Origin of the sequence: Streptomyces diacarni, assembly GCF_003323715.1 — a bacterium.
In the GTDB taxonomy this organism is placed as follows: Bacteria; Actinomycetota; Actinomycetes; order Streptomycetales; family Streptomycetaceae; genus Streptomyces; species Streptomyces diacarni.
The window spans coordinates 99,328-118,458 of the sequence record NZ_QOIN01000034.1; the positions used below are offsets into that span (position 1 = coordinate 99,328).

The following is a 19,131-nucleotide window of genomic DNA, read 5'->3' on the forward strand; positions in this document are numbered from 1 at the left end:
GACCGCCCGTACGGCAATTGACCCTTCGTCGGTCCGGGCAAGCCACCTCTTGTCCCGCCGATGACAAAGCGCTTAGCGTGCCGAACGCGCACCCCACAGGCGCACCCCCCACACGAGGAGGAACCCTCCCCATGGCAGTGACGCGCAAGAAGGTTGCTCTCGGCATATCCGCGGCGGTCGCGGCCGCCGCCATCGGTACCGTCACGGCGCTTCCCGCCAGCGCGGCCCCGGAGGCACCGGCCACCGGAACGGTCGTGGGCGCCAAGTCGGCACACGCCGTCAAGGGCAGCTACATCGTCACGATGAAGAAGTCGGCGGTCAGCACCAAGTCCGCCGCCGCCAAGGGCAAGACGGTCATCGCCGACCACGGCGGCAAGGTCCGCAAAACCTTCACCAAGGCCCTCAACGGCTACTCGGCGAAGATGTCCGCGAGCGAGGCCAAGGAGCTGGCCGCCGACCCGGCGGTCGACAAGGTCTTCGCCAACCAGAAGCACACCGTCAGTGCCGAGCAGGCCAACCCGCCCAACTGGGGCCTGGACCGCATCGACACGCCCGAGCTGAACCTCGACGACAAGTACGTCTACCCGGACAGCGCCGGCGAGGGCGTGACCGCCTACATCATCGACACCGGTGTCCGCACCACGCACAAGGACTTCGGCGGCCGCGCCACCAGCGGCTTCGACGCGGTCGACGGTGACGACGACGCCTCCGACGGCAACGGACACGGCACGCACGTCGCCAGCACGGTGGCGGGCGAGGCCCACGGCGTCGCCAAGAAGGCCGACGTGGTGGCCGTCCGCGTGCTGGACGACAACGGCTCGGGCACCACCGAGCAGGTCGTCTCCGGTATCGACTGGGTGACCAAGAACGCCAAGTCCCCCTCGGTCGCCAACATGTCGCTGGGCGGGGGCGCCGACGAGGCGCTCGACACGGCGGTGCAGAACTCCATCAAGGCGGGCGTCACCTTCGCGGTGGCCGCCGGCAACGAGTCCTCGGACGCGGGCAACAACTCGCCCGCCCGCGTGCCGGAAGCCATCACCGTCGGTGCCACCGACGACACCGACGCGCAGGCCGACTTCTCCAACTACGGCAAGGTCGTCGACCTGTACGCGCCCGGCGTGGACATCACCGCCGCCTGGAACACCGGTGACGACGCCACCGACACCATCTCCGGCACCTCCATGGCCTCCCCGCACGTCGCGGGCGCCGCGGCGGTCTACCTGGCAGGGCACAAGGACGCCACCCCGGAGGCCGTCTCCAAGGCGCTGACGGACGGCGCAGCCAAGGACGTCGTCGGCAACCCGGGCGAGGGCTCGCCCAACCTGCTCCTCAACGTCGTCGAGTGACACCCGGGGTGTCACGCGAGTGACACCCTCCACCCAGTTCGCTGGGTAACCCCCCACCTTCCGCGGCCCGGTGTGCCCCACACACACCGGGCCGCGGTCGTGCGCGCGCACGACACCTGCCGGCCGGGCGCGGGGGAACTCACGGAGCGCTTCCGCGCGTCTTAGCTCCGCGACACGGGGGAGGGTTCACGCATGGCAGCAGACGGCAGTCCGGAGCGGAGCGGAACGGGGCCGTGGTTCGGGCCGTACCGGGCGGAGCGGTTGCTCGGCCGCGGCGGTATGGGTCAGGTGTACCTTGCCCACGACGCCGCGGGCCGGGCCGCGGCGGTGAAGGTCGTGCACTCCTTCCTGGCCCGCGACCGCGAGTTCCGCGTCCGGTTCCGGCGCGAGGTCGCCGCCGCGGGCGCGGTGGACTCCCCGCGGACGGCAGCGCTGCTGGCCGCCGATCCCGACGCCGACCTGCCCTGGCTCGCCTCGCAGTACATCGAGGGCCCCACCCTCTCGACGCTGCTCCGCGTGCGGGGTCCGTTGAACGAACCACACCTGCGCGGTCTGGCGGCGGCGCTCGCCGCGGCGCTCGGCGCCATCCACGGCGCGGGCCTGGTGCACCGCGACCTGAAACCGTCCAACGTACTGATCGGCGCCGACGGCCCGTACGTCATCGACTTCGGTATCGCCCGCGCCGCCGACGCCACCCGTCTCACCGGGACGGGCGCCGTGCTGGGCAGCGCGGGATACGCGGCGCCCGAGCAGCTCACCCGCGGCGTCGGCGAAGCGGCGGGCGACGTGTTCGCCCTCGGAGCCGTCCTGGCGACCGCCGCCACCGGGCGGCGCCCCTTCGGAGCCGGTCCCGCGCACGTCGCCGCGCACCGGACCGTGCACGGGGAGCCGGACCTGGCCGGCGTGCCCCAGGACCTGCTGCCTGTGATCGCCGCCTGCCTGGAGAAGGACCCCGACCAGCGGCCGGCCCTGTCGGCGGTGCGGGCCCTCGACCCGCACGGCGAGGTGTCCTGGGCGGCGCTCTCCACGGTCCGCGACAGGTCCCAGGAGCAGGGCGAGGACTGGCACCTCGCACCGCCCGCACCGTCACCCCGCGACGCGTCGCCCGCCCCCGCGGCCGCACCCCGAGACACCTCGCCCACCTCCGCACCCACGCGCCGCGACGCGCCGTCCGTGCCGGGGGCATCCGCCGCTCCGCCCCCGGCATCCGCTGCCCGGCGGCCCGCCGGGCGGCCGCCTGTGCCGCGCGGGGCCCGCCGTCGGCGGGTCGTCCGCGCCGCGGGCGGGGTCGGTCTCGCCGTGGTGGTGAGTGCCGCGCTCGCGTGCGGTGTGTGGTGGACCTGGCGCGGTGGGGACGATCGGCCGCCGGGGGACGATGTGGGGCGGGCGGGGCCGCCCGCGCCTTCCTCGTCGCCGGTGACCGATCCCGGCGCGCCGGGCGGGGACCGGGAACTGCCCGCACCCTCCAGCCGCGTCCGCGACGTCTCCCTCGCCGCCGGGGCGTGGACCACGACCTGGGACAACCTGACGCCCGAACCCGAGGCGGGCGAGGACGTCAACGCGGTGCGCGGCTCGGACCTGCTCGGCGCGTGGCTCACCGAGGACGCCGTCGTCCGCGCCAACGAGCACGACGTGCGCGCCTACGACCGCCGCACGGGGCGCGCGTTGTGGAAGGCGACACCGCCCCGGCACGGTCTGGTGCCGTGCGCCATGTCGCGCACGGCCGAACACGGCATCGGTGCCGTCGCCTTCGGCCGCTCCCGCCGGCCCGACGAGGGGTGCGACCAGCTCGCCGCGATCCGTCTCGACGACGGCCAGACGGTGTGGCGCACGGGGCTGCGACCGGAGAAGCGGGAGGTGGACAGGGTCCGCACCACCGTGGGGATCGCCCGGGGCCGCGTCGTCGTGCACTCCTTCTCCGGCCTGGTGGCCTACGACCTCGGCGACGGCCGGGCCGTCTGGCGCCGCTCGTGGCGGCACGACGGCTGCGGCCTGAGCAGCGTGCGGGCGGCCCGCGCCGTCGTGGCCGTGGTCTCCTCCTGCAGGGAGGGGAAGAAGGGCTCGGATGAGGCTGCACGGACGCGGGTCAGCCAGCTGAACGCCGACGACGGCACGGTGCGCTGGTCGACGAAGCTCACCGAGAAGGCCACGGGCGCGAGCATCAACACGGTCAGGCCGCTGTCGGTGCGGCTCTACCTCCGCGACTCCGACGCCCTCCCGCTCCAGGTCTTCGGTCCTGACGGCACCGCACAGCCGCCGCTGGAGAACGAGCAGCCTTTCGGGACGCTGAAGACGTCCGCAGGTCTTCCCTCCCGTCCTGAGATCTTCGGCTGGAAGGACACCGTCGTCACCACGTACTACACCAGGTCGGACGAGGCCCGTTTCGGCGTCGCCGCCATCGACACGCGTACGGGGAAGGTGCGCTGGCACCGCCCCGCGCTGGACGGTGTTCCCGAGCTGTACGGCGTCGACGGTGACGGCGCGTTGGCCGTCGACGAGCGTGACGGGGCACTGGGCGGGACCCAACTGCTGCGCATGGACCTGTCCGATGGCGACGTCCGCACCGGCGGCACCCTCCCGACGCGCGACACGGGCCCCGTCGGCACTCTGCTGGCCAGGAAGGACACCGTGCTGCTCTTCCCGTCCCTCGACACCGCGGAGGGCGTGGCCGTGCTGGCCGCGCCGGGCACATGAGCGGGCCGGAGCACCCGTCGGGCAGGCCGGAGGAACCCGGAGCCGACGGTCCCGTACGCGTCGGCCCGTACCGGCTCATGCGGCTGCTGGGCGCGGGTGGCATGGGGGAGGTCCACCTGGCGCGCTCCGAGGCCGACGGGCGGCACGTCGCGCTCAAGCTGGTGCACCCCGAGTACGCCGCCGATCCGCAGTTCCGGGCCCGGTTCCGGCAGGAGGTCGACGCCGCGGGCAAGGTCTTGAGTTTCTTCACCGTCCCGCTGCTCGACGCCGGCCCCGAGGACCCCACTCCGTGGCTGGCCACCCAGTACGTCCCCGGCCCCTCCCTCGCGCAGGCCGTGCGCTCCGACGGGCCGCTGGCGACGAGCCGGTTGTGCACGCTGGCCGCGGCGCTGGGTGAGGCGCTGGTCGTCATCCACGCGGCCGGTCTCGTCCACCGCGACCTGAAACCCTCGAACGTCCTGCTGGCCGACGACGGGCCCCGCGTCATCGACTTCGGTATCGCACGGGCCGCCGACGCCACGGGGCTGACCGGCACCGGCATGGTCATCGGCACACTCGGCTACGCCTCTCCCGAGCAGCTCGTCGACGAGGGCACGCTCGGTCCGGCGAGCGACGTGTACTCCCTCGGCGCCGTGCTGCTCCACGCGGCCACCGGCAGGCCCCCGTTCGGCGACGTCCCGGCCGCCGCGCTCGCCTACCGCACCGTCCACGAGACCCCGGACACCACCGGCGTCCCGGCCGCGCTGCTCCCTCTCGTGCTGTCCTGCCTCGACCACGACCCCGCCCGCCGGCCCACCCCCTCCCAGGTGATCGCGGCGGCACGGACCGCCCAGTCCCTGACCCCGCCCCCCGACGCCGACGCGGACGCCGGCGCCGCACCGGGCAAGAGGGCGGGGCCGGGCGACGACGCCGAGCACGGAGTCGGCGACAGCGGCGAGACGACCTCGTACCCGCTGAGACCTCCGCCCCCGGCGCCCGTCACCCCCACTCCCACCGCGCCCGACCACCCGGCTCGGCCCCCTCGTTGGCCGGCGGCCCGGCGTACCGTGCTTCTCGCCCTCGCCGGTGCGGCCGTGCTCGCGCTGCTCGTGGGGGCCGGGTTCGTCCTCCTGCCCGGCGACGGAGACCGGCCAGGACCGGACGACGGGCCGTCGGCCTCCGCCGAGCCGGGGAAGGACACACCGCGCCGGGCGGCCCCCGACCCCGAGGGCCCTGCCGCCGACACCCACGCGGACGTCACCGCGGCCGGCCGGCGCGCACGCGTCTGGCACACACCTGTCACCGGCCTCCCCGCCGAGAAGCCCGGCGCAAGCAGTGAGGGGGCCGGGAAGAACAAGGACAAGACCACTCTGGTCGGCGCCTGGCTCACCGAGCACGCCGCCGCCCGCACGGATCGACGCGGCACCCGGGGCTTCGACCCCGGCAGCGGGCGTCCCCTGTGGACGGTCGAGCCCCCGCGCGGCACCGACACGGTCTGCGCCACCTCCCTCGGCCGCTCCGCGACCGCCGACGGCATCGGTGCCGTGCGCTACGGCACCTCCGCCGACGAGGACGACTGCACGGTCGTCTCCGCCGTCGACACCCGCACCGGCGAACTTCTCTGGCACCACGAGACCGGCCCCGGCGTGACGCGCACGCCGACGCTCGGCATGTCCGGAGGCAGCCTCGTCACCGCGGGCGAGGACGGGCTGCTCGGACTCGACCCGCGCACCGGCAAGGAACGCTGGCACCGCACCGACCGCATCGACGGCTGCCGCTTCACCGACGCCCTGACCGGGCCGCGCACCGTCCTGCTCCTGGAAATCTGCGGCAACGCGCCCAGTCCGGACACGGCCGTCGAACTCGACTCGGCCACCGGCGAGGAACGCTGGCGCCTCACCCTGCCCCGCAACGTCACCCACGCGCTGCCGGTCACCGCCGAGCCGGCCTCCGTCTCGCTCGGCCGGGGCGGTGACGGCAGCAAGGACGCGCTGCTCGTCCTCGACAGGACCGGCCGCCACCACCACGAGATCCCGAAGGAGAACCCCTTCGGGACACTGTCCTTCGCCGGCGACGAGCACGCCGACCGCCCGACGGTCGCCGCGCACGGCGACACCCTGGTGCTCACGGCCGAGTCGTCCGGCGCCGCACTCGACGACACTCTCGTGGCCGTGGACGCCGCCGGCGGCAAGGTCCGCTGGCACGAGCGCTTCGCGGCGCGCGGCCCGGTGATCGTCGGCCTCGACGACGACTCCGTCACGGCGCTGGGCGCCTACCCGGATCCGGGAAAGCCCGTCCGGCTGGTGGAGTACGCCCTCGACGACGGTGCCGTCCGCGGCGACGGCACTCTGCCCGCCGCGTTCGGCGCCCCCTCGGACCGGCGTGCCATCGCCGACGACAGGCGCGTGGTCCAGTTCGTGGGCCGCCGCCAGGACGCTGCCGCCGGGTACGCCCCCGAGGAGTCGTAGGGCGCCGCGCCGTGGACCCCGCGGCCGGGCGGGGTCACGTGCGGGGGACGTCGCCTTCGCCGGCGGTGGCGTGCGCGTCGAGACGGCGGGCCAGGGCGCGCACCAGGTCGCGCAGCGCGGCGGGGCGTTCGATGACGAACGGGCGGTCCACGGCGGCGAGCACGGCCGGAATCCACTCCAGCCGCTCGGCGCTCACCCGCACCCGCACCCATCCGCTGTCTCCGTCGGCCCCGTCGGCCCCGTCGGCCCCGCCGGCTACGTCGCCTCCGGTCGCGATCGGGGTCGCCGTGGCGATTGCGGCCGGCAGGTGGCGGTGGATGTGCGGCACGTCGGCGCGGACGCGCACCACCACCTCGTGGGCCCAGGGCGTGCGCGCGATGCTGTCCAGCACGGTGGCCACCGGGTCGAAACCCGCCGGGACGTCGAACGAACCGGACCGCACGGACAGCGCGACGATCCGGTCCAGCCGGAAGGTGCGCACCTCGCCGCCCCCGGCGGTCTGACCGGCGGCCCCCTGGTCGGCGGCGGTCAGGTACCAGCGCCCGGAATGCCCAACGAGACCGTAGGGCAGCACCGTGCGGTCGCTTCCGCGCCCCCTCCGGTCGCTGTAGGTGAGCGCCACGGGACGCTGGTGGCGCGCGGCCTCGGCGAGTTCGAGCAGCACCTCCGCTTCCGGCGCTGCGGCGGGGCGGGGCCGTTCCGTGAAGCCGACGGTCTCCAGCAGCGCCTCCAGACGCTGCCCCAGACGCCGGGGCAGCACCCGTCGCAGCTTCGCCGCCGCGCTCTCGCTCGCCGCCACGTCACTGGCGAACAGCCCGGCCCTGCGGCCCGCCAGGAGGCCCAGCGACACGGCCAGGGCCTCCTCCTCGGTGAACATCAGCGGCGGCATCCGGTAGCCGGGCGCGAGCCGGTAGCCACCGAGGCGGCCGCGCACCGCGTCGACGGGCACGCCCAGGTCCAGCAGGTGGCCGACGTAGCGGCGGACGGTGCGCTCGTCCACGCCGAGGCGGGCGGCCAGATCGGGAACGGTGCGCAGGCCGCCGCCCTGGAGGATCTCCAGCAGGGCGAGCACCCGGGCGGTCGAGGTCGGCATCCGGAAAGTGTCTCGCGGATACCGGGCGGATCCTGCCCGGTATCGCCCGTAGCGTTCGGGACGCCCCGCCCCCCGGGGCCCTCAGCCCGTACGAAAGGCCACCCTCATGAACTGCGTCTCCCTCCGGATGATCACCGACGACGTCGCGCGCCTCGTCGCCTTCTACGAGCAGGTCACCGCCCTGCCGGCGAGGTGGGCGACGCCCGACTTCGCCGAGCTCGTCACACCGTCCTGCACACTCGCCCTCGCGAGCACCCGCACCCTGGCGCTGTTCGGCGAGGACTGCGCCCGCCCCGCCGCCAACCACTCGGTGATCATCGAGTTCCGCGTCGACGACGTCGACGCGGAGTACCGGCGCGTGTCCTCGCTGGACTGCGCGATCGTCCAGGAGCCGACGACGATGCCGTGGGGCAACCGCTCCCTCCTCTTCCGCGACCCGGACGGCAACCTCGTCAACTTCTTCACCCCCGTCACCGAGGAAGCGCTGCGCCGCCAAGAGCGCTGAGACCGCGGGGGCTCACGCGGGGGCTCACTCGAACGTGGGCTCCCCCGACCGGCTCGGGACCGCGTCCAGCGCGGCGAGCGTCGCGTCGTCCAGGGTGAGCGCGCCCGCGGCGACGTTCGCCTCCAGGTGCGCGGCGTCGGCCGTCCCCGGGATGAGCAGCGTGTGCGGCGCGTGGTGCAGCAGCCAGGCCAGCCCGACCTGCGAGGGGGTGGCGCCGAGGGTCTCCGCAACGGCGCGGACAGCGGGCTCGTCGGTCGCCTTGGGCATGCCGGGGAACGCGCTGCCGAGCGGGAAATACGGCACCCAGGCGATGTCCTCGGCCAGGCAGGTCCTGAGCATGTCCTCGTCGCCGCGGGAGACGAGGCTGTAGCTGTTCTGCACGCACACGGGGCCGACTGGGAGCGCCCGGCGCAACTCGTCGGGGCCCACGTTGCTGACCCCGAGCTTGTCGATCTTGCCCTCGTCGCGCAGGGCTGTCAGTACAGCGAGCTGGTCGTCGATGTCGACGATCTGCTCGCCCTCGGCGCGCAGCCCCGGACCGGTCTCCGCGCGGCGCAGGTTGACCACGGGAAGCTGCTCCAGGCGGAGGGCGGCGAGGTTGGCCTCCACCTCGGCCCGCAGCTCCTCGGGCCGCTGTGCCAGGCGGAGCGGCAGGGGGCCGCCTGAGTCGGCGGTGGCACCGACCTTCGTGACGACGAGGACGCCGTCCTCGGGGCGGATCGCCTCGCGGACGAGGTCGTTGACGAAGCCGTCGCCGTAGAACTGGGCGGTGTCGACGTGGTCCACACCCAGCTCGACCGCCCGGCGCAGGATCGCCAGAGCCGAGGCGCGGTCGCCGTGCAGGCGTTCGAGCTGCATGGCGCCGTAGCCGACGCGGGAGACGGTACGGCCGGCGAGCCGGCCGGGTCCTCCGGCGCGCGGGGCGCCGGTGGCCGCGGTGTGGTCGGACGAAGGGGTCGAAGAGGTCGTCATGAGGTGGCGCTCCCGTGAGACGATGGAGTAAGCGGAGGGTTCTCCGCTTATCGACCGTAACACTACCGGAGGGTCCTCCGTTTTGAACGCGCCCGAGCCGCCTCCCGGCCCCGCCCCCGCGCCCGGCCGCCCCGCCCGCGCCGACGCGCGGCGCAACCGCGAGAAACTCCTCACCGCGGCCCGCACCGTGTTCGCCACCGCGGAGGGCGCCGTCCCGCTCGACGCCGTCGCCCGCGAGGCCGGCGTCGGCATCGGCACGCTCTACCGCCACTTCCCGACCCGCGAAGCGCTCGTGGAGGCGGTCTACGCCGCTGAGCTGGACGCCGTCCACGCCGCCGTCCACACGCTGCTCGCCGACCTGCCCCCCGACGCCGCGCTACGCGCCTGGCTGGACCGCTACGCCGCGTTCGTCGCCGCCAAACGCGGCCTGCTCGACACCCTCCGCGCCGGCTGGGCCTCCGGCAGCATCGCCACCCCCGACACGCGGGGGCGCCTCACCGCGGCGCTCGCGACCCTCCTGGAGGCCGGAGCGCGGACGGGCTCACTCCGTGGTGACGTCGACCCGGACGACGTTCTCACCCTGCTGCTCGGCCTCTTCCTCGCCACCCCCACGGGCGGCGCACCGCACCGGGTCGGACCCCTGCTCGACCTCATCGTCGACGCCCTCCGCCCCCGTCCCGGCGACTGAGATCGCCGGGACGAGGCGGGTTTGCTCCGCCGTTCCCACCTGGTGCCTTCCCCCGTGCCACCAGGACGGCTCTGGTGTGTCTGGGCTCAGCCGGTGCCGTCGGCGTTCTCGCTCCCGTCTGTGTCGGCGTGGATGCGGTAGACGGTGGGCCGACGAGGGGCGCTGGCCCCTGTTCTTGCCCGAGGCTATGACAGCTTCTGGGCGATCCGCAGTACGGGCAGGCCGCCTGCCCGCCGACTGCGGGCATAGTCGGCCATGTCGTCGTCGACGACCTTTGACCGCCCGCCGTGGCGGGCGCGCTCGCGCGCGCCGAAGCTTGGCCCTCCAAACCGGGCTGACCAGCACTCCTCACCGGTCTTGGGCGAGTTTGTACAGCTCGGCGAAGAGTCCGGCCGCATCCAGCAGCTCCTCGAACGTCCCGGACTCCACCGCCCGGCCGCTGTCGAGAACGACGATGCGGTCGGCGATGCGGGCGTTGTCCAGGTTGTGGGTGACGAACACGGCGGCTTTGCCCGCGGCGAGCTGCTTGAAGCGGCGGATGACCAGGTGTTCGGCGCGTGGGTCCATTGCCGAGGTGGGCTCATCGAGCATGAGCATGCTGGCGTCGCGGTAGAAGGCGCGGGCGACGGCGATGCGCTGCCACTGGCCGCCGGAGAGGTCGGTGCCGCCCCAGTTCGAGCTGGCTACCAGGGTGTCGAGCCCGTGGGGCACCTTGTCGATGACGCTGTCGGCGCCGGCCGCGCTGGCGGCCTCCAGCAGTGGGGCGTCGTCGGCTGCTCGGGGCTGGCCGAGGTGGATGTTGGCGCGCAGGTCCATGGGCCAGCGGGTGTAGTCCTGCGGCACCAGCCCGACCTTGGCCCACACGCTGCTCGGGTCGGCCTGGGTCAGGTCGGTTCCGTCCCAGGTGATCGTGCCGGAGCTGGGTAGGTACAGCCCGGTCAGCAGGCGGGAGAGGGTGGTCTTGCCCGAGCCGTTCTCGCCGACCAGCGCGATCAGCTCGCCGCGGCGCACGGTGAGGTTCACGCCGTCGACCGCAGAACTGCCGGCGCCTGGGTAGTTGTAGGTGACGTTCTTCGCCTCGATCTCAACGGGCGCCCCAGCGGGGATCGCCTGGGAACCCCGTACGGCCCGAAGGGCCTTGGCGCGGCGCAGGAAGCTGCGCCAGTCCTCCAGGTACAGCGAGGTGCGGAACATGCGGGCGGCGGCCATCACCAGCGAGGTCAGCGCCCCGGTGGAGGTCCGGACGGCCACCACGGCAGTCGCTGCGACGGCCAGCTCCATCCGCCCGCTGGCGGCGAGCCAGCCCAGGGCGGCCCAGGTGAGGGCGAGCATCAGCCCGCTGACGGCGGAACCGGCCAGGGTTACCCGCAGCACGCGAGGGGCCACTGCGCGGTGGGTGGCCTTGATCCGGCCTGTGATCTGCCGGTACCAGACCTGAAGGAAGCTGGCCATCGTGGTGGCGCGGACCTCGGCGGCGGTGCGCTGGTTGGTGGAGTAGTACCGCAGCAGGTAGCGCAGGTGGTTGTCGGCGATGTTCTGGAAATCCGCGCGGTGCCGGATGCGGGCGGTGGTCACCGCGGCGGCCCCCTTGGGGACGACGGCCAGTAGCAGCAGGGGCAGCAGCAGCGGGTGCAGCACGGTGAGGACGGAGACGGCGGCCACGAGCTGGGCGAGCGCGGAGATGAGAGCCTGAGCGTCGCCGATGAGGTCCTCGGTCGCCTCGGCGCCCTTGCCGGCGGCTTGGAGGCGGTCGGTGAAACCGGGCCGGTCGTACGCTTCCAGCTCGACCTGGGGGGCGGCGGCGAGAATCTGCATGTCCGCTTCGGTGGCGACCTCGGGGGCGAGGCGGGTGGCGGCATAGACGGCGAGCGCGTCCGCCCCGGCCCGCACAGCGGTCGCTATGGCGGCGACGGCGAGGGCGGGGGCCGCGGCCGTGACGCGCGTGGCGACGTCCCCGTCGCCGAAGAGGTGGCGCATGGCGCCGGGCAGCGCGGCCAGGGCGACGGCCGCGCTGGCGGCGACGAGGAGCTGGCACAGGACGAGCCAGAGCATGGCGGGCCGGTCGGCGGCCCAGCCCAGTCGGGCGGCGGCGGCCAGCGTGCGCGGGAGCCGGGCTGCCATCTGCCACCAGGTGGCGCCGGCGATGTCCTCGGCGTGCGGATCGGCCTGGAAGCCGACCTGCTGCGGCGATGCGGAAGCGGAGGGGGCTGGGGCTTTCGGGGCGGGCGAGGAGTCGGTCACTCGACCCATCCTCGCGCCGTCGCCGGGAGGTGCGAGGCGGTTTGCGCCGAAGTCGCCCGGCTGGTGGACGAGCCGTCTATAGAGCCCGTAGGGCCAGCTCGACGGCGGTGATCAGGAACAGTCCCGTACGGTATGGCGCCGCGTCCTGCGCAGAGACTGCGGCCCGTTCCACGGCCTCAGCGAGCGCCGCGGCGTCCACGAAGCCTTGCTCGATGAGGTGGAGGTCCCTGCCCCAGCCGCGCAGCAGTCTGGTGGCGTAGGTGTGCACGGCACGGTTCATCACGTGGCCGAAGTTCTCCCGCTGCGGTGGGTTGACCACGTCCTCGGGTAGGCCGCGGGCGGCGAGCCGCCGGTGCAGAAGACGCTTGTCGGCCTTCCACGCCACCGGCAGACGCTGCCCGAAGCGCACCATGTCCGGATCGGTGAACGGGGCCAAAGCCCACAGGCCACGCCGCGCGAGGAGCGGAGTGGCGACCTCCAGGGCGATCAGCGCGGTCTCCGGCGCCACGGTGGCCGGAGCGATCGACGTGTTCACCTCACCCAGCAGGTCTCGGACCCGCTCGCCGCACCAAGTCGGCGCGGTGGGGGTGAGAGCCGGCCCGCCGTCGGGGCGGCGGACACGAGCGACTTCGTCGCCGCCGAACCCGGCCACCACCGTGTGGATGTCCCGGCTGCGCAGGGCCTGCGCGAGGGCGTCGGCGGCCTCCAGGTGCGGCTCGTCCAGCGGGCTGATCACCTTCGCACGGGAGCGGCGCAGGCCGTGAGGGAACAGTGCCGGATGTGCGGTGGCCGACACCGTCACGTCGGCAGCGAAGCCGGTCTGCTCGATGACCGTTCGGCGCCGTGCTTCCTGCTGGGGACCGGCGTCACCGCCGATGAGTAGGGCGCAGGGAGTGATGGCCCCTGGGTGGGCGAGTGCCAGAGAGATGGCCAGGTTGGTGGAGTCCATACCGCCGGAGAGCTGGGCGGCAGTCCGCTTCGGCGTGATGGCCCGCTTGGCGTGGACGTGGCTGGTCAACGTCTCGAAAGCGTCGACCAGCGCGTGCTCCTCGGTGCCGTCCGCAAGAGCAGAGGGCTGGGCGTGCTCGGCCGCGACCGGGTAGTCCATGCGCAGGCCCGCGGCATCCGCGTACGCGGTGGAACGCTCCGATAGCCGCTTGATGGTGGTGAACAGCGTGTCGTGGCCGTAGCGGGGGTGACCGGTCAGCAGCCGCATCACCTCCCGCTCCTCCAGGTGCTTCGGGGTCAGGTGCGCGCGCAGTTCCATGAGCTGCCATGAAGCATCCAGTCTCCCGTCGCGGTGCGCGAGGTAGAGCGGGCACACCCCACCGAGCCCGGTCTGGATACGCAGTCCGCGCGGTCCCGCCTCGATCCACACACTCTGCAACGGCCAGTCCCGGCACTCGGTCAGCATCCGGCCGTACACCTCGGAGTCGACCCGGGTCGGGGAGAACGAGCGCAGTAGCGAAGGGCGGCCGGTGGCCCGTTCGCGCATGACCATCAACGTGGCAGTGCCGTCGGTGGCCGCCCGCCCTTCCAGCGCTGGGTGCTCCAGTGGACGGATACGGTCCTGACCGCGGACCCACCCGGTTTCCTCTCCGCGCCATTCCCACGGCCCCGAACCACCGGTCCGCAGATCGACTGAGCACGTCAACATCCTTGTTCCTCCTTCTCGCCGGGGTGAGACGCGACGGGGCCCGCGCGGCTCTCGGCCAGGCGCGGGCCCCGGTAACGCTGTGATGCTCAATGGCGGTGCTGCCGGATCAGTCCTCGAAACGGCCCTGGTCGGAGGACTCCTGCGGCTTCTCCTCGTAGCGGGCGGCATCCCCCGGCACGGCGGTGATCTCCGGACCGGCGAACACCGACTCCCACGGACGCGTCTGATCCCTCATGACGAACCCCTCTCTCACGCGGCTTCCCGGTGGACGGTGTGTCACCGGGCTTGCTCACTCAGTGAACTGGGCAGGGGAGTTGGCGGGTACCGTGCAGACCACGCGGGGCCGTATATCGGGTATACGAGGGCAGGTACCCCATGACCCAGCGCACTGCGAACCAGCAGCTCAAAGCACTGATCGAGGAAACCGGGCTGCCGTACGACGGCGTCGCCCGCGCCGTGAAGTCCATCGCCGCGGAGAGCGGCCAGCGCCTGGGCACGAACAAGTCGGCCGTCCATCACTGGGTTTTGGGTGCGCAGCCGTCCGGGGCAACGCCCGGCTACCTGGCCGAGGCCCTGTCCCGGCGTCTGGGGCGACGGATCACCCGTGAAGACCTTGGGCTAGGTTCCCCACCTGGTGGCGAAGATGACAGCATCGGGCTGACGCTGGACTTCGATCCGATCGAGACGCTGACCGCCATCGGGAGCGCAGACGTGAACCGACGCCGTTTCCTCGCCGCCTCCGCCTACTCCATGGCCGCGGCGACGCTCCCGCTGCACACCGCCCAGGAAGCCGCCGCCCGTGCCCGCACCGTCGCCTCCGGCGCCATCGCGGGGCACGCCGAGGTCGCCGCGGTGCGCGACATGGTGAAGTTCTTCATGGACATGGACGAACGCCACGGCGGACAGCACGGCCGCTCGGCGTTCGTGCAATACCTGACGACGGATGTCGCCGGGTTGTGCCGGGGCCGGTTCGCCAGCGACGCCGTTCGCGCCGAGGCGTTCTCGGTCGCCTCGGCCGGCGCCCACCTGGCGGGCTGGAAGGCGTACGACAGCGGCGAGCAGGGCCTCGCACAGCGCTACTACCTGCAATCACTCGCTCTGGCGCGGGAGGCCGGCGTCCCCGGGCAGGACGGGTTCGTGATGCGTACGATGTCCCAACAGGGCATGAAGCTGCACCGGCCCGAGCACTGCCTCGCCCTCGCCGAGACCGGTTGGGACCGCGCCAAGGGCTGGGTCGACCAGCAGGTCGAGGCGCTGTTCGCCGTCACCCACGCGCACGCCCTCGCCAAGACCGGCCAGCGCCAGGCCGCGCTCGCCGATGTCGACCGCGCCCAGACCGCACTGGCGGCCGGGACCGGGGACGAGGTGCCGTTCTGGGCATTGGTGTGGGGTCCGCCCGCGGCCACCGTGCACTCCCGCACGGCGAAGGTGTTCGAGACCCTCGGTGACCGGTCGAACGCTGCCCGGCAGTACGCGACCGCCGCGGCAAGCCGGCCCGATGCGACGTACGCCCGCATCATCGCTCTCGACCTGGTGGCCCAGGCCGAGCAGCAGGCCAAGCAGGGCAGTATCGAGCAGGCGTGCACCACTTGGGGCCGGGCAATCGACACCATGGCCGGGGTGCAGTCCATCCGCACCCTCAAGGCCGTCCGCTCCCTGCGCTCCGACCTCCGCCCGTACCGCGCCCGCGGTGTGCGGGTTGCGGGCGAGCTCGACGAGCGCGCCCGTGTCTTCCTCGACCACCACCGCTGACGGGGTCGGTGAACCGCTTCGCTGTATGCGACTGATGGCGGGCATGCCGGCGGTCGGGATGTCGCCGCCCGCGCCGATACTTCCTCGGCAGCAGTGCGCCGTCAGCGAGACAACTCCCGTCCAACGGCGACCATGATCGCGACCGTCCTGGAGGCCGGAGCGCGGACGGGCTCACTCCGTGGTGACGTCGACCCGGACGACGTCCTCACCCTCCTGCTCGGCCTCTTCCTCGCCACCCCCACGGGCGGCGCACCGCACCGGGTCGGACCCCTGCTCGACCTCATCGTCGACGCCCTCCGTCCCCGTCCCGGCGACTGAGGTCGCCGGGACGCGCCGCAGTTGGTCGCCGTACCGGTACACGACGATGGGCGGGGCGCCCTCGTCCAGCAGCAGCCGGTAGATGAACGGGGCAGGCCCCGTCACCTGGATCACCCGCCCCGTCTTCCCGGACCTGCGGTCCTGCGCCCTCTCGCCCACGGCCCACACCTCACACACTCCGCAGGCGGCGGTGCCCCTCGGCGGGTGCCTCCGGCGCGTGGTTGCGGTGCAGGTGCGCCCCGAAGAGCGCTTCGAGGTCGGCCCTGGGCCGCGGGTCGCCCGCCGCGCGGCTGATCATCGTGCGATACCACGCGCAGTCCTCGCAGGGGCGTGCCGCGCCCCCGCCTTCCGATTGCTCCATCGTTCCCACCCGCTGGTCGAGTTGGTGACTCACTGTGGTGAGAACAACACGTAGAGGGCTACGATGACGCGGTATGAGCACCTTTCCTCATGGAGGGGCGCCCGAATGCGGCTACTGCTGACGGAAGTTGGTGCAGGTTGTCATGGGTGCGGTAGGCAAGCGGCCGACAGGTATGAGTATCCCGCCGAGTCTCGGAGAGGACGTCCGTCGGGTGAGGCGGGCTCGCGGTATCTCTCAGACCGCATTCGCCACGGCCACCGGCTACACCCAGAGCTACGTGAGCCGCGTCGAGTCGGGGGAGTTCATGCCCTCGGTGAAGTTCGCCGAGGCGTGTGACCGCACGTTCGGCACGGGGGACTTGTTCGTCCGGCAACTCCGCCGCGTGGTCGAAGGAGAGTACCCGGCGTGGTTCGCCCCGTACATCGACGCGGAGCGGCGTGCGGCCACCATTCGGGACTTCTCGACCATCTTCATCACGGGCTTGTTGCAGACCGAGGCATACGCCCGCGTTTCGCTGGTCGGCGGGCGTCCCAACGTCTCACCGGGGGACGTTGATGCGAAGGTGGCCAGCCGCCTGCGGCGCCGCGAGATTCTGATGAAGCCCGACCCGCCTCGGGTATGGGTGGTGCTCTACGAGGCGTGTTTGCGGGCCCGAGTCGGATCCGCCCGCGTGATGGCGGATCAGATGAAACATCTCATGGAGCAGGCACGGCTCCACGCCGCCCTGACTGTTCAAGTGCTGCCGTACTCGGCGGCGGAAGTCGGCATCGGTGTGCCCTACGTCCTGCTGGAGATGTCGAGCGGCAAACCGTGCGTTTTCGTAGAGGGGCCTCAAGGCGGAAGGCCGTATGAAGGACCGGAAACTGTCGCGAACTCAGCTCACATCTACGATGAAATTCGGGCTAGTTCATTGAGTCCGGGTGAATCACTGGCCCTCATCAGCGCTGTAAGGGACGAGCATGAGCGAAACGCAGTGGATCAGAAGCAGCTACAGCGACAAACAAGGGGGCAACTGCGTCGAGTGGGCCCCGGGGCTCGTGCCCGACGTGGGGGTCGTCCCGGTGCGGGACAGTAAGGACACCGGCCTGGCCGCGTTGGCGTTCACGCCCGCGGCGTGGACCGCGTTCGTCGACGGGGTGAAGCGGGCCGGCCGCTGAGCCACAGCGGCCCAGGGCTCGGGACGGCCGGGCCCGAGGCGCCTCGGGCCCGGCCGTCGTTCAGTCTTTCTCCACCCGCAGCGCGGCCAGCTGCTGCTCGAAGGGGATGACCTCTTCTTGCTGCGGCCGGGGTCCGGCAGAGGTGCGGGGCGCGACCAGTCCCGCCAGTTCGCCGCCCGCGCGGGCGACCCGCCGGGGGAGTGACGGCGTGATGCCGTCGTCCGCCGCGGCCCAGTCGTCCGTCGCGGCGTAGACGGCCGTCGGTGCCGTCACCGTTCGCAGGTAGGAGAAGAGCGGGCGCATGGCGTGCTCCAGGACCAGGGAGTGGCGCGGGGTGCCGCCCGTGGCGCCGAGGAGCACCGGCTTGCCGGTCAGCGCGTCGTTGTCGAGTACGTCGAAGAACGATTTGAACAGGCCGCTGTAGGACGCGGAGAAGACGGGCGTGACGGCGATCAGCCCGTCCGCCTCCGTGACCCGCTCGATGGCCTCGCGCAGCGCCCCGCCCGCGAACCCCGTGGTGAAGTTGTGGGCGATCTCGGTGGCGACGTCCCGCAGCTCGACCGTCGTGATCTCCGCCTCGGTGTCCTGGTCGGCCAGGGCGACGCGGGTCGCCTCGGCCAGCCGGTCGGCCAGCAGCCGGGTGGAGGACGGTTCGCTCAGTCCGGCCGAGACGACGGCCAGTTTCACGGGCCTCATGCGGCGGCTCCCTTCTGCTCGTCGTGGTGCGCGCCCGTGCGCGCCGCGTGCGCGGCCACGCGCGCCGTGTGCGTGGGGGCGTCTGCCGTGCCGGCGGGGCGCCCGGCGGCCATCTCCTTGCGCAGCACCGGTACGACCTCCTCGCCCAGCAGGTCGAGCTGCTCCAGTACGGTCTTGAGCGGCAGTCCCGCGTGGTCCATCAGGAACAGCTGGCGCTGGTAGTCGCCGAAGGACTCGCGGAAGGTGAGGGTCTTGTCGATGACCTCCTGCGGGCTGCCGACGGTCAGCGGTGTCTGGTCGGTGAACTCCTCCAGGCTCGGGCCGTGCCCGTAGACGGGTGCGTTGTCGAAGTAGGGCCGGAACTCGTTCACCGCGTCCTGCGAGTTCTTCCGCATGAAGACCTGTCCGCCGAGGCCGACGTACGCCTGCTGTCGCGTTCCGTGTCCGTAGTGCTCGAAGCGGTCACGGTAGAGGTTGATCAGGTGCTTGAAGTGGTCCTTGGGCCAGAAGATGTTGTTGGCGAAGAAGCCGTCACCGTAGTAGGCGGCCTGCTCGGCGATCTCGGGGCTGCGGATGGAGCCGTGCCACACGAAGGGCGGGACGCCGTCGAGCGGGCGGGGCGTGGAGGTGAAGCCCTGGAGGGGGGTGCGGAAGCGGCCCTGCCAGTCGACGACGTCCTCGGTCCACAGTCGGCGCAGCAGCGCGTAGTTCTCGATCGCGAGCGGGATGCCCTGGCGGATGTCCTGTCCGAACCAGGGGTAGACGGGTCCGGTGTTGCCGCGGCCCATCATCACGTCGACGCGGCCTTCGGCGATGTGCTGGAGCATCGCGAAGTCCTCGGCGATCTTCACCGGGTCGTTGGTGGTGATCAGTGTCGTGGAGGTGGACAGGATCAGCCGCTCGGTGCGGGCGGCGATCCAGCCGAGCATGGTCGTCGGCGAGGACGGCACGAACGGGGGGTTGTGGTGCTCGCCGGTGGCGAAGACGTCGAGTCCGACCTCCTCGGCCTTGCGGGCGATGGTCAGCATCGCCGTGATCCGCTCGTGCTCGGTCGGCGTCCGGCCCGTGGTGGGGTCGGGTGTCACGTCGCCGACGGTGAAGATCCCGAACTGCGTGGGGGTGGTGGCCGTGGCCGTCATGGTGCTCGCCGTCCTCGTGCGCTCGTCGATGAAGTAGTTGATTGTTGAACTACATCCTCGTCAAT

General features: G+C 72.6%; 16 protein-coding genes and 1 pseudogene. 9 read left to right on the forward strand and 8 right to left on the reverse strand.

Going from position 1 to position 19,131, the window contains the following annotated elements:
- Nucleotides 1-131 precede the first annotated feature (131 nt).
- From DTL70_RS07165 to DTL70_RS07175, 3 genes are all read left to right on the forward strand, one after another.
- The gene (locus DTL70_RS07165) at nucleotides 132-1,346 is read left to right on the forward strand and encodes a S8 family peptidase (RefSeq protein WP_114021008.1); all 1,215 of its coding nucleotides are present in this window, start codon (nucleotides 132-134) and stop codon (nucleotides 1,344-1,346) included.
- 192 nt (nucleotides 1,347-1,538) lie between these two features.
- Nucleotides 1,539-4,040: a protein kinase domain-containing protein gene (locus tag DTL70_RS07170; RefSeq protein ID WP_114021009.1), complete on the forward strand. Its 2,502-nt coding sequence runs from the start codon at nucleotides 1,539-1,541 to the stop codon at nucleotides 4,038-4,040.
- A complete protein-coding gene (locus DTL70_RS07175) occupies nucleotides 4,037-6,487 on the forward strand; it encodes a protein kinase domain-containing protein (RefSeq protein WP_114021010.1) in 2,451 nt (816 codons plus the stop codon). Before DTL70_RS07170 ends, DTL70_RS07175 begins: the two co-directional genes overlap by 4 nt.
- Before the next feature lie 34 nt (nucleotides 6,488-6,521).
- Here DTL70_RS07175 and DTL70_RS07180 read toward each other — a convergent pair whose 3' ends face one another.
- Entirely contained in the window at nucleotides 6,522-7,580 is a 1,059-nt protein-coding gene (locus tag DTL70_RS07180) for a helix-turn-helix transcriptional regulator (RefSeq protein WP_114021011.1), read from the reverse strand.
- Nucleotides 7,581-7,686: 106 nt separating this feature from the next.
- On the opposite strand from DTL70_RS07180, the gene DTL70_RS07185 reads away from it, so the two are divergent.
- Nucleotides 7,687-8,085, forward strand: a complete 399-nt coding sequence (locus DTL70_RS07185; RefSeq protein WP_114021012.1) for a VOC family protein — start codon at nucleotides 7,687-7,689, stop codon at nucleotides 8,083-8,085.
- A 24-nt stretch (nucleotides 8,086-8,109) separates the two neighbouring features.
- Here DTL70_RS07185 and DTL70_RS07190 read toward each other — a convergent pair whose 3' ends face one another.
- Nucleotides 8,110-9,057, reverse strand: coding sequence for an aldo/keto reductase (locus DTL70_RS07190; protein WP_114021013.1), 948 nt, complete (start codon nucleotides 9,055-9,057; stop codon nucleotides 8,110-8,112).
- 82 nt (nucleotides 9,058-9,139) lie between these two features.
- On the opposite strand from DTL70_RS07190, the gene DTL70_RS07195 reads away from it, so the two are divergent.
- Nucleotides 9,140-9,745: a TetR/AcrR family transcriptional regulator gene (locus tag DTL70_RS07195; RefSeq protein WP_114021014.1), complete on the forward strand. Its 606-nt coding sequence runs from the start codon at nucleotides 9,140-9,142 to the stop codon at nucleotides 9,743-9,745.
- A 348-nt stretch (nucleotides 9,746-10,093) separates the two neighbouring features.
- Here DTL70_RS07195 and DTL70_RS07200 read toward each other — a convergent pair whose 3' ends face one another.
- The 3 genes from DTL70_RS07200 to DTL70_RS34750 form a co-directional block, all read right to left on the reverse strand.
- Nucleotides 10,094-11,986 carry an ABC transporter ATP-binding protein gene (locus DTL70_RS07200; protein ID WP_114021015.1) on the reverse strand — a complete coding sequence of 631 codons (1,893 nt, stop codon included), beginning with the start codon at nucleotides 11,984-11,986 and terminating at the stop codon, nucleotides 10,094-10,096.
- A gap of 76 nt (nucleotides 11,987-12,062) precedes the next feature.
- Entirely contained in the window at nucleotides 12,063-13,481 is a 1,419-nt protein-coding gene (locus DTL70_RS07205) for an asparagine synthase-related protein (RefSeq protein ID WP_147266744.1), read from the reverse strand.
- A 268-nt stretch (nucleotides 13,482-13,749) separates the two neighbouring features.
- Nucleotides 13,750-13,878 (reverse strand): hypothetical protein, encoded by a 129-nt coding sequence (locus tag DTL70_RS34750; protein WP_281278660.1) that lies wholly within the window; start codon nucleotides 13,876-13,878, stop codon nucleotides 13,750-13,752.
- Between the two features lie 140 nt (nucleotides 13,879-14,018).
- Here DTL70_RS34750 and DTL70_RS07210 point away from each other — a divergent pair, with 140 nt between their 5' ends.
- Nucleotides 14,019-15,395, forward strand: coding sequence for an NsdA family TPR-like regulatory protein (locus tag DTL70_RS07210; protein ID WP_114021017.1), 1,377 nt, complete (start codon nucleotides 14,019-14,021; stop codon nucleotides 15,393-15,395).
- 132 nt (nucleotides 15,396-15,527) lie between these two features.
- Nucleotides 15,528-15,713, forward strand: a complete 186-nt coding sequence (locus DTL70_RS34930; protein WP_342776464.1) for an SbtR family transcriptional regulator — start codon at nucleotides 15,528-15,530, stop codon at nucleotides 15,711-15,713.
- Nucleotides 15,714-15,882: 169 nt separating this feature from the next.
- Here the strand turns inward: DTL70_RS34930 and DTL70_RS07220 are convergent, their stop codons facing one another.
- Nucleotides 15,883-16,074 carry a hypothetical protein gene (locus tag DTL70_RS07220; protein WP_114021019.1) on the reverse strand — a complete coding sequence of 64 codons (192 nt, stop codon included), beginning with the start codon at nucleotides 16,072-16,074 and terminating at the stop codon, nucleotides 15,883-15,885.
- A gap of 172 nt (nucleotides 16,075-16,246) precedes the next feature.
- Here DTL70_RS07220 and DTL70_RS07225 point away from each other — a divergent pair.
- Nucleotides 16,247-17,005: pseudogene (locus DTL70_RS07225) on the forward strand (helix-turn-helix domain-containing protein); the annotation flags it as partial.
- Between the two features lie 28 nt (nucleotides 17,006-17,033).
- Nucleotides 17,034-17,231, forward strand: coding sequence for a DUF397 domain-containing protein (locus DTL70_RS34130; RefSeq protein WP_114021020.1), 198 nt, complete (start codon nucleotides 17,034-17,036; stop codon nucleotides 17,229-17,231).
- Between the two features lie 60 nt (nucleotides 17,232-17,291).
- Here DTL70_RS34130 and DTL70_RS07235 read toward each other — a convergent pair whose 3' ends face one another.
- Nucleotides 17,292-17,927 carry an FMN reductase gene (locus tag DTL70_RS07235; RefSeq protein ID WP_114021021.1) on the reverse strand — a complete coding sequence of 212 codons (636 nt, stop codon included), beginning with the start codon at nucleotides 17,925-17,927 and terminating at the stop codon, nucleotides 17,292-17,294.
- Complete coding sequence (locus DTL70_RS07240) at nucleotides 17,924-19,066, reverse strand: LLM class flavin-dependent oxidoreductase (RefSeq protein WP_114021022.1); 1,143 nt, start codon at nucleotides 19,064-19,066, stop codon at nucleotides 17,924-17,926. Before DTL70_RS07240 ends, DTL70_RS07235 begins: the two co-directional genes overlap by 4 nt.
- Between the last annotated feature and the right edge of the window lie 65 nt (nucleotides 19,067-19,131).

Coding starts and splice junctions, on each gene's coding strand:
- DTL70_RS07165 (WP_114021008.1), top strand. CDS start 132: ATGGCAGTGACGCGCAAGAAGGTTGCTCTCGGCATATCCGCGGCGGTC.
- DTL70_RS07170 (WP_114021009.1), top strand. CDS start 1,539: ATGGCAGCAGACGGCAGTCCGGAGCGGAGCGGAACGGGGCCGTGGTTC.
- DTL70_RS07175 (WP_114021010.1), top strand. CDS start 4,037: ATGAGCGGGCCGGAGCACCCGTCGGGCAGGCCGGAGGAACCCGGAGCC.
- DTL70_RS07180 (WP_114021011.1), bottom strand. CDS start 7,580: ATGCCGACCTCGACCGCCCGGGTGCTCGCCCTGCTGGAGATCCTCCAG.
- DTL70_RS07185 (WP_114021012.1), top strand. CDS start 7,687: ATGAACTGCGTCTCCCTCCGGATGATCACCGACGACGTCGCGCGCCTC.
- DTL70_RS07190 (WP_114021013.1), bottom strand. CDS start 9,057: ATGACGACCTCTTCGACCCCTTCGTCCGACCACACCGCGGCCACCGGC.
- DTL70_RS07205 (WP_147266744.1), bottom strand. CDS start 13,481: ATGCGCGAACGGGCCACCGGCCGCCCTTCGCTACTGCGCTCGTTCTCC.
- DTL70_RS34750 (WP_281278660.1), bottom strand. CDS start 13,878: ATGAGGGATCAGACGCGTCCGTGGGAGTCGGTGTTCGCCGGTCCGGAG.
- DTL70_RS07210 (WP_114021017.1), top strand. CDS start 14,019: ATGACCCAGCGCACTGCGAACCAGCAGCTCAAAGCACTGATCGAGGAA.
- DTL70_RS34930 (WP_342776464.1), top strand. CDS start 15,528: ATGATCGCGACCGTCCTGGAGGCCGGAGCGCGGACGGGCTCACTCCGT.
- DTL70_RS07220 (WP_114021019.1), bottom strand. CDS start 16,074: ATGGAGCAATCGGAAGGCGGGGGCGCGGCACGCCCCTGCGAGGACTGC.
- DTL70_RS34130 (WP_114021020.1), top strand. CDS start 17,034: ATGAGCGAAACGCAGTGGATCAGAAGCAGCTACAGCGACAAACAAGGG.
- DTL70_RS07235 (WP_114021021.1), bottom strand. CDS start 17,927: ATGAGGCCCGTGAAACTGGCCGTCGTCTCGGCCGGACTGAGCGAACCG.
- DTL70_RS07240 (WP_114021022.1), bottom strand. CDS start 19,066: ATGACGGCCACGGCCACCACCCCCACGCAGTTCGGGATCTTCACCGTC.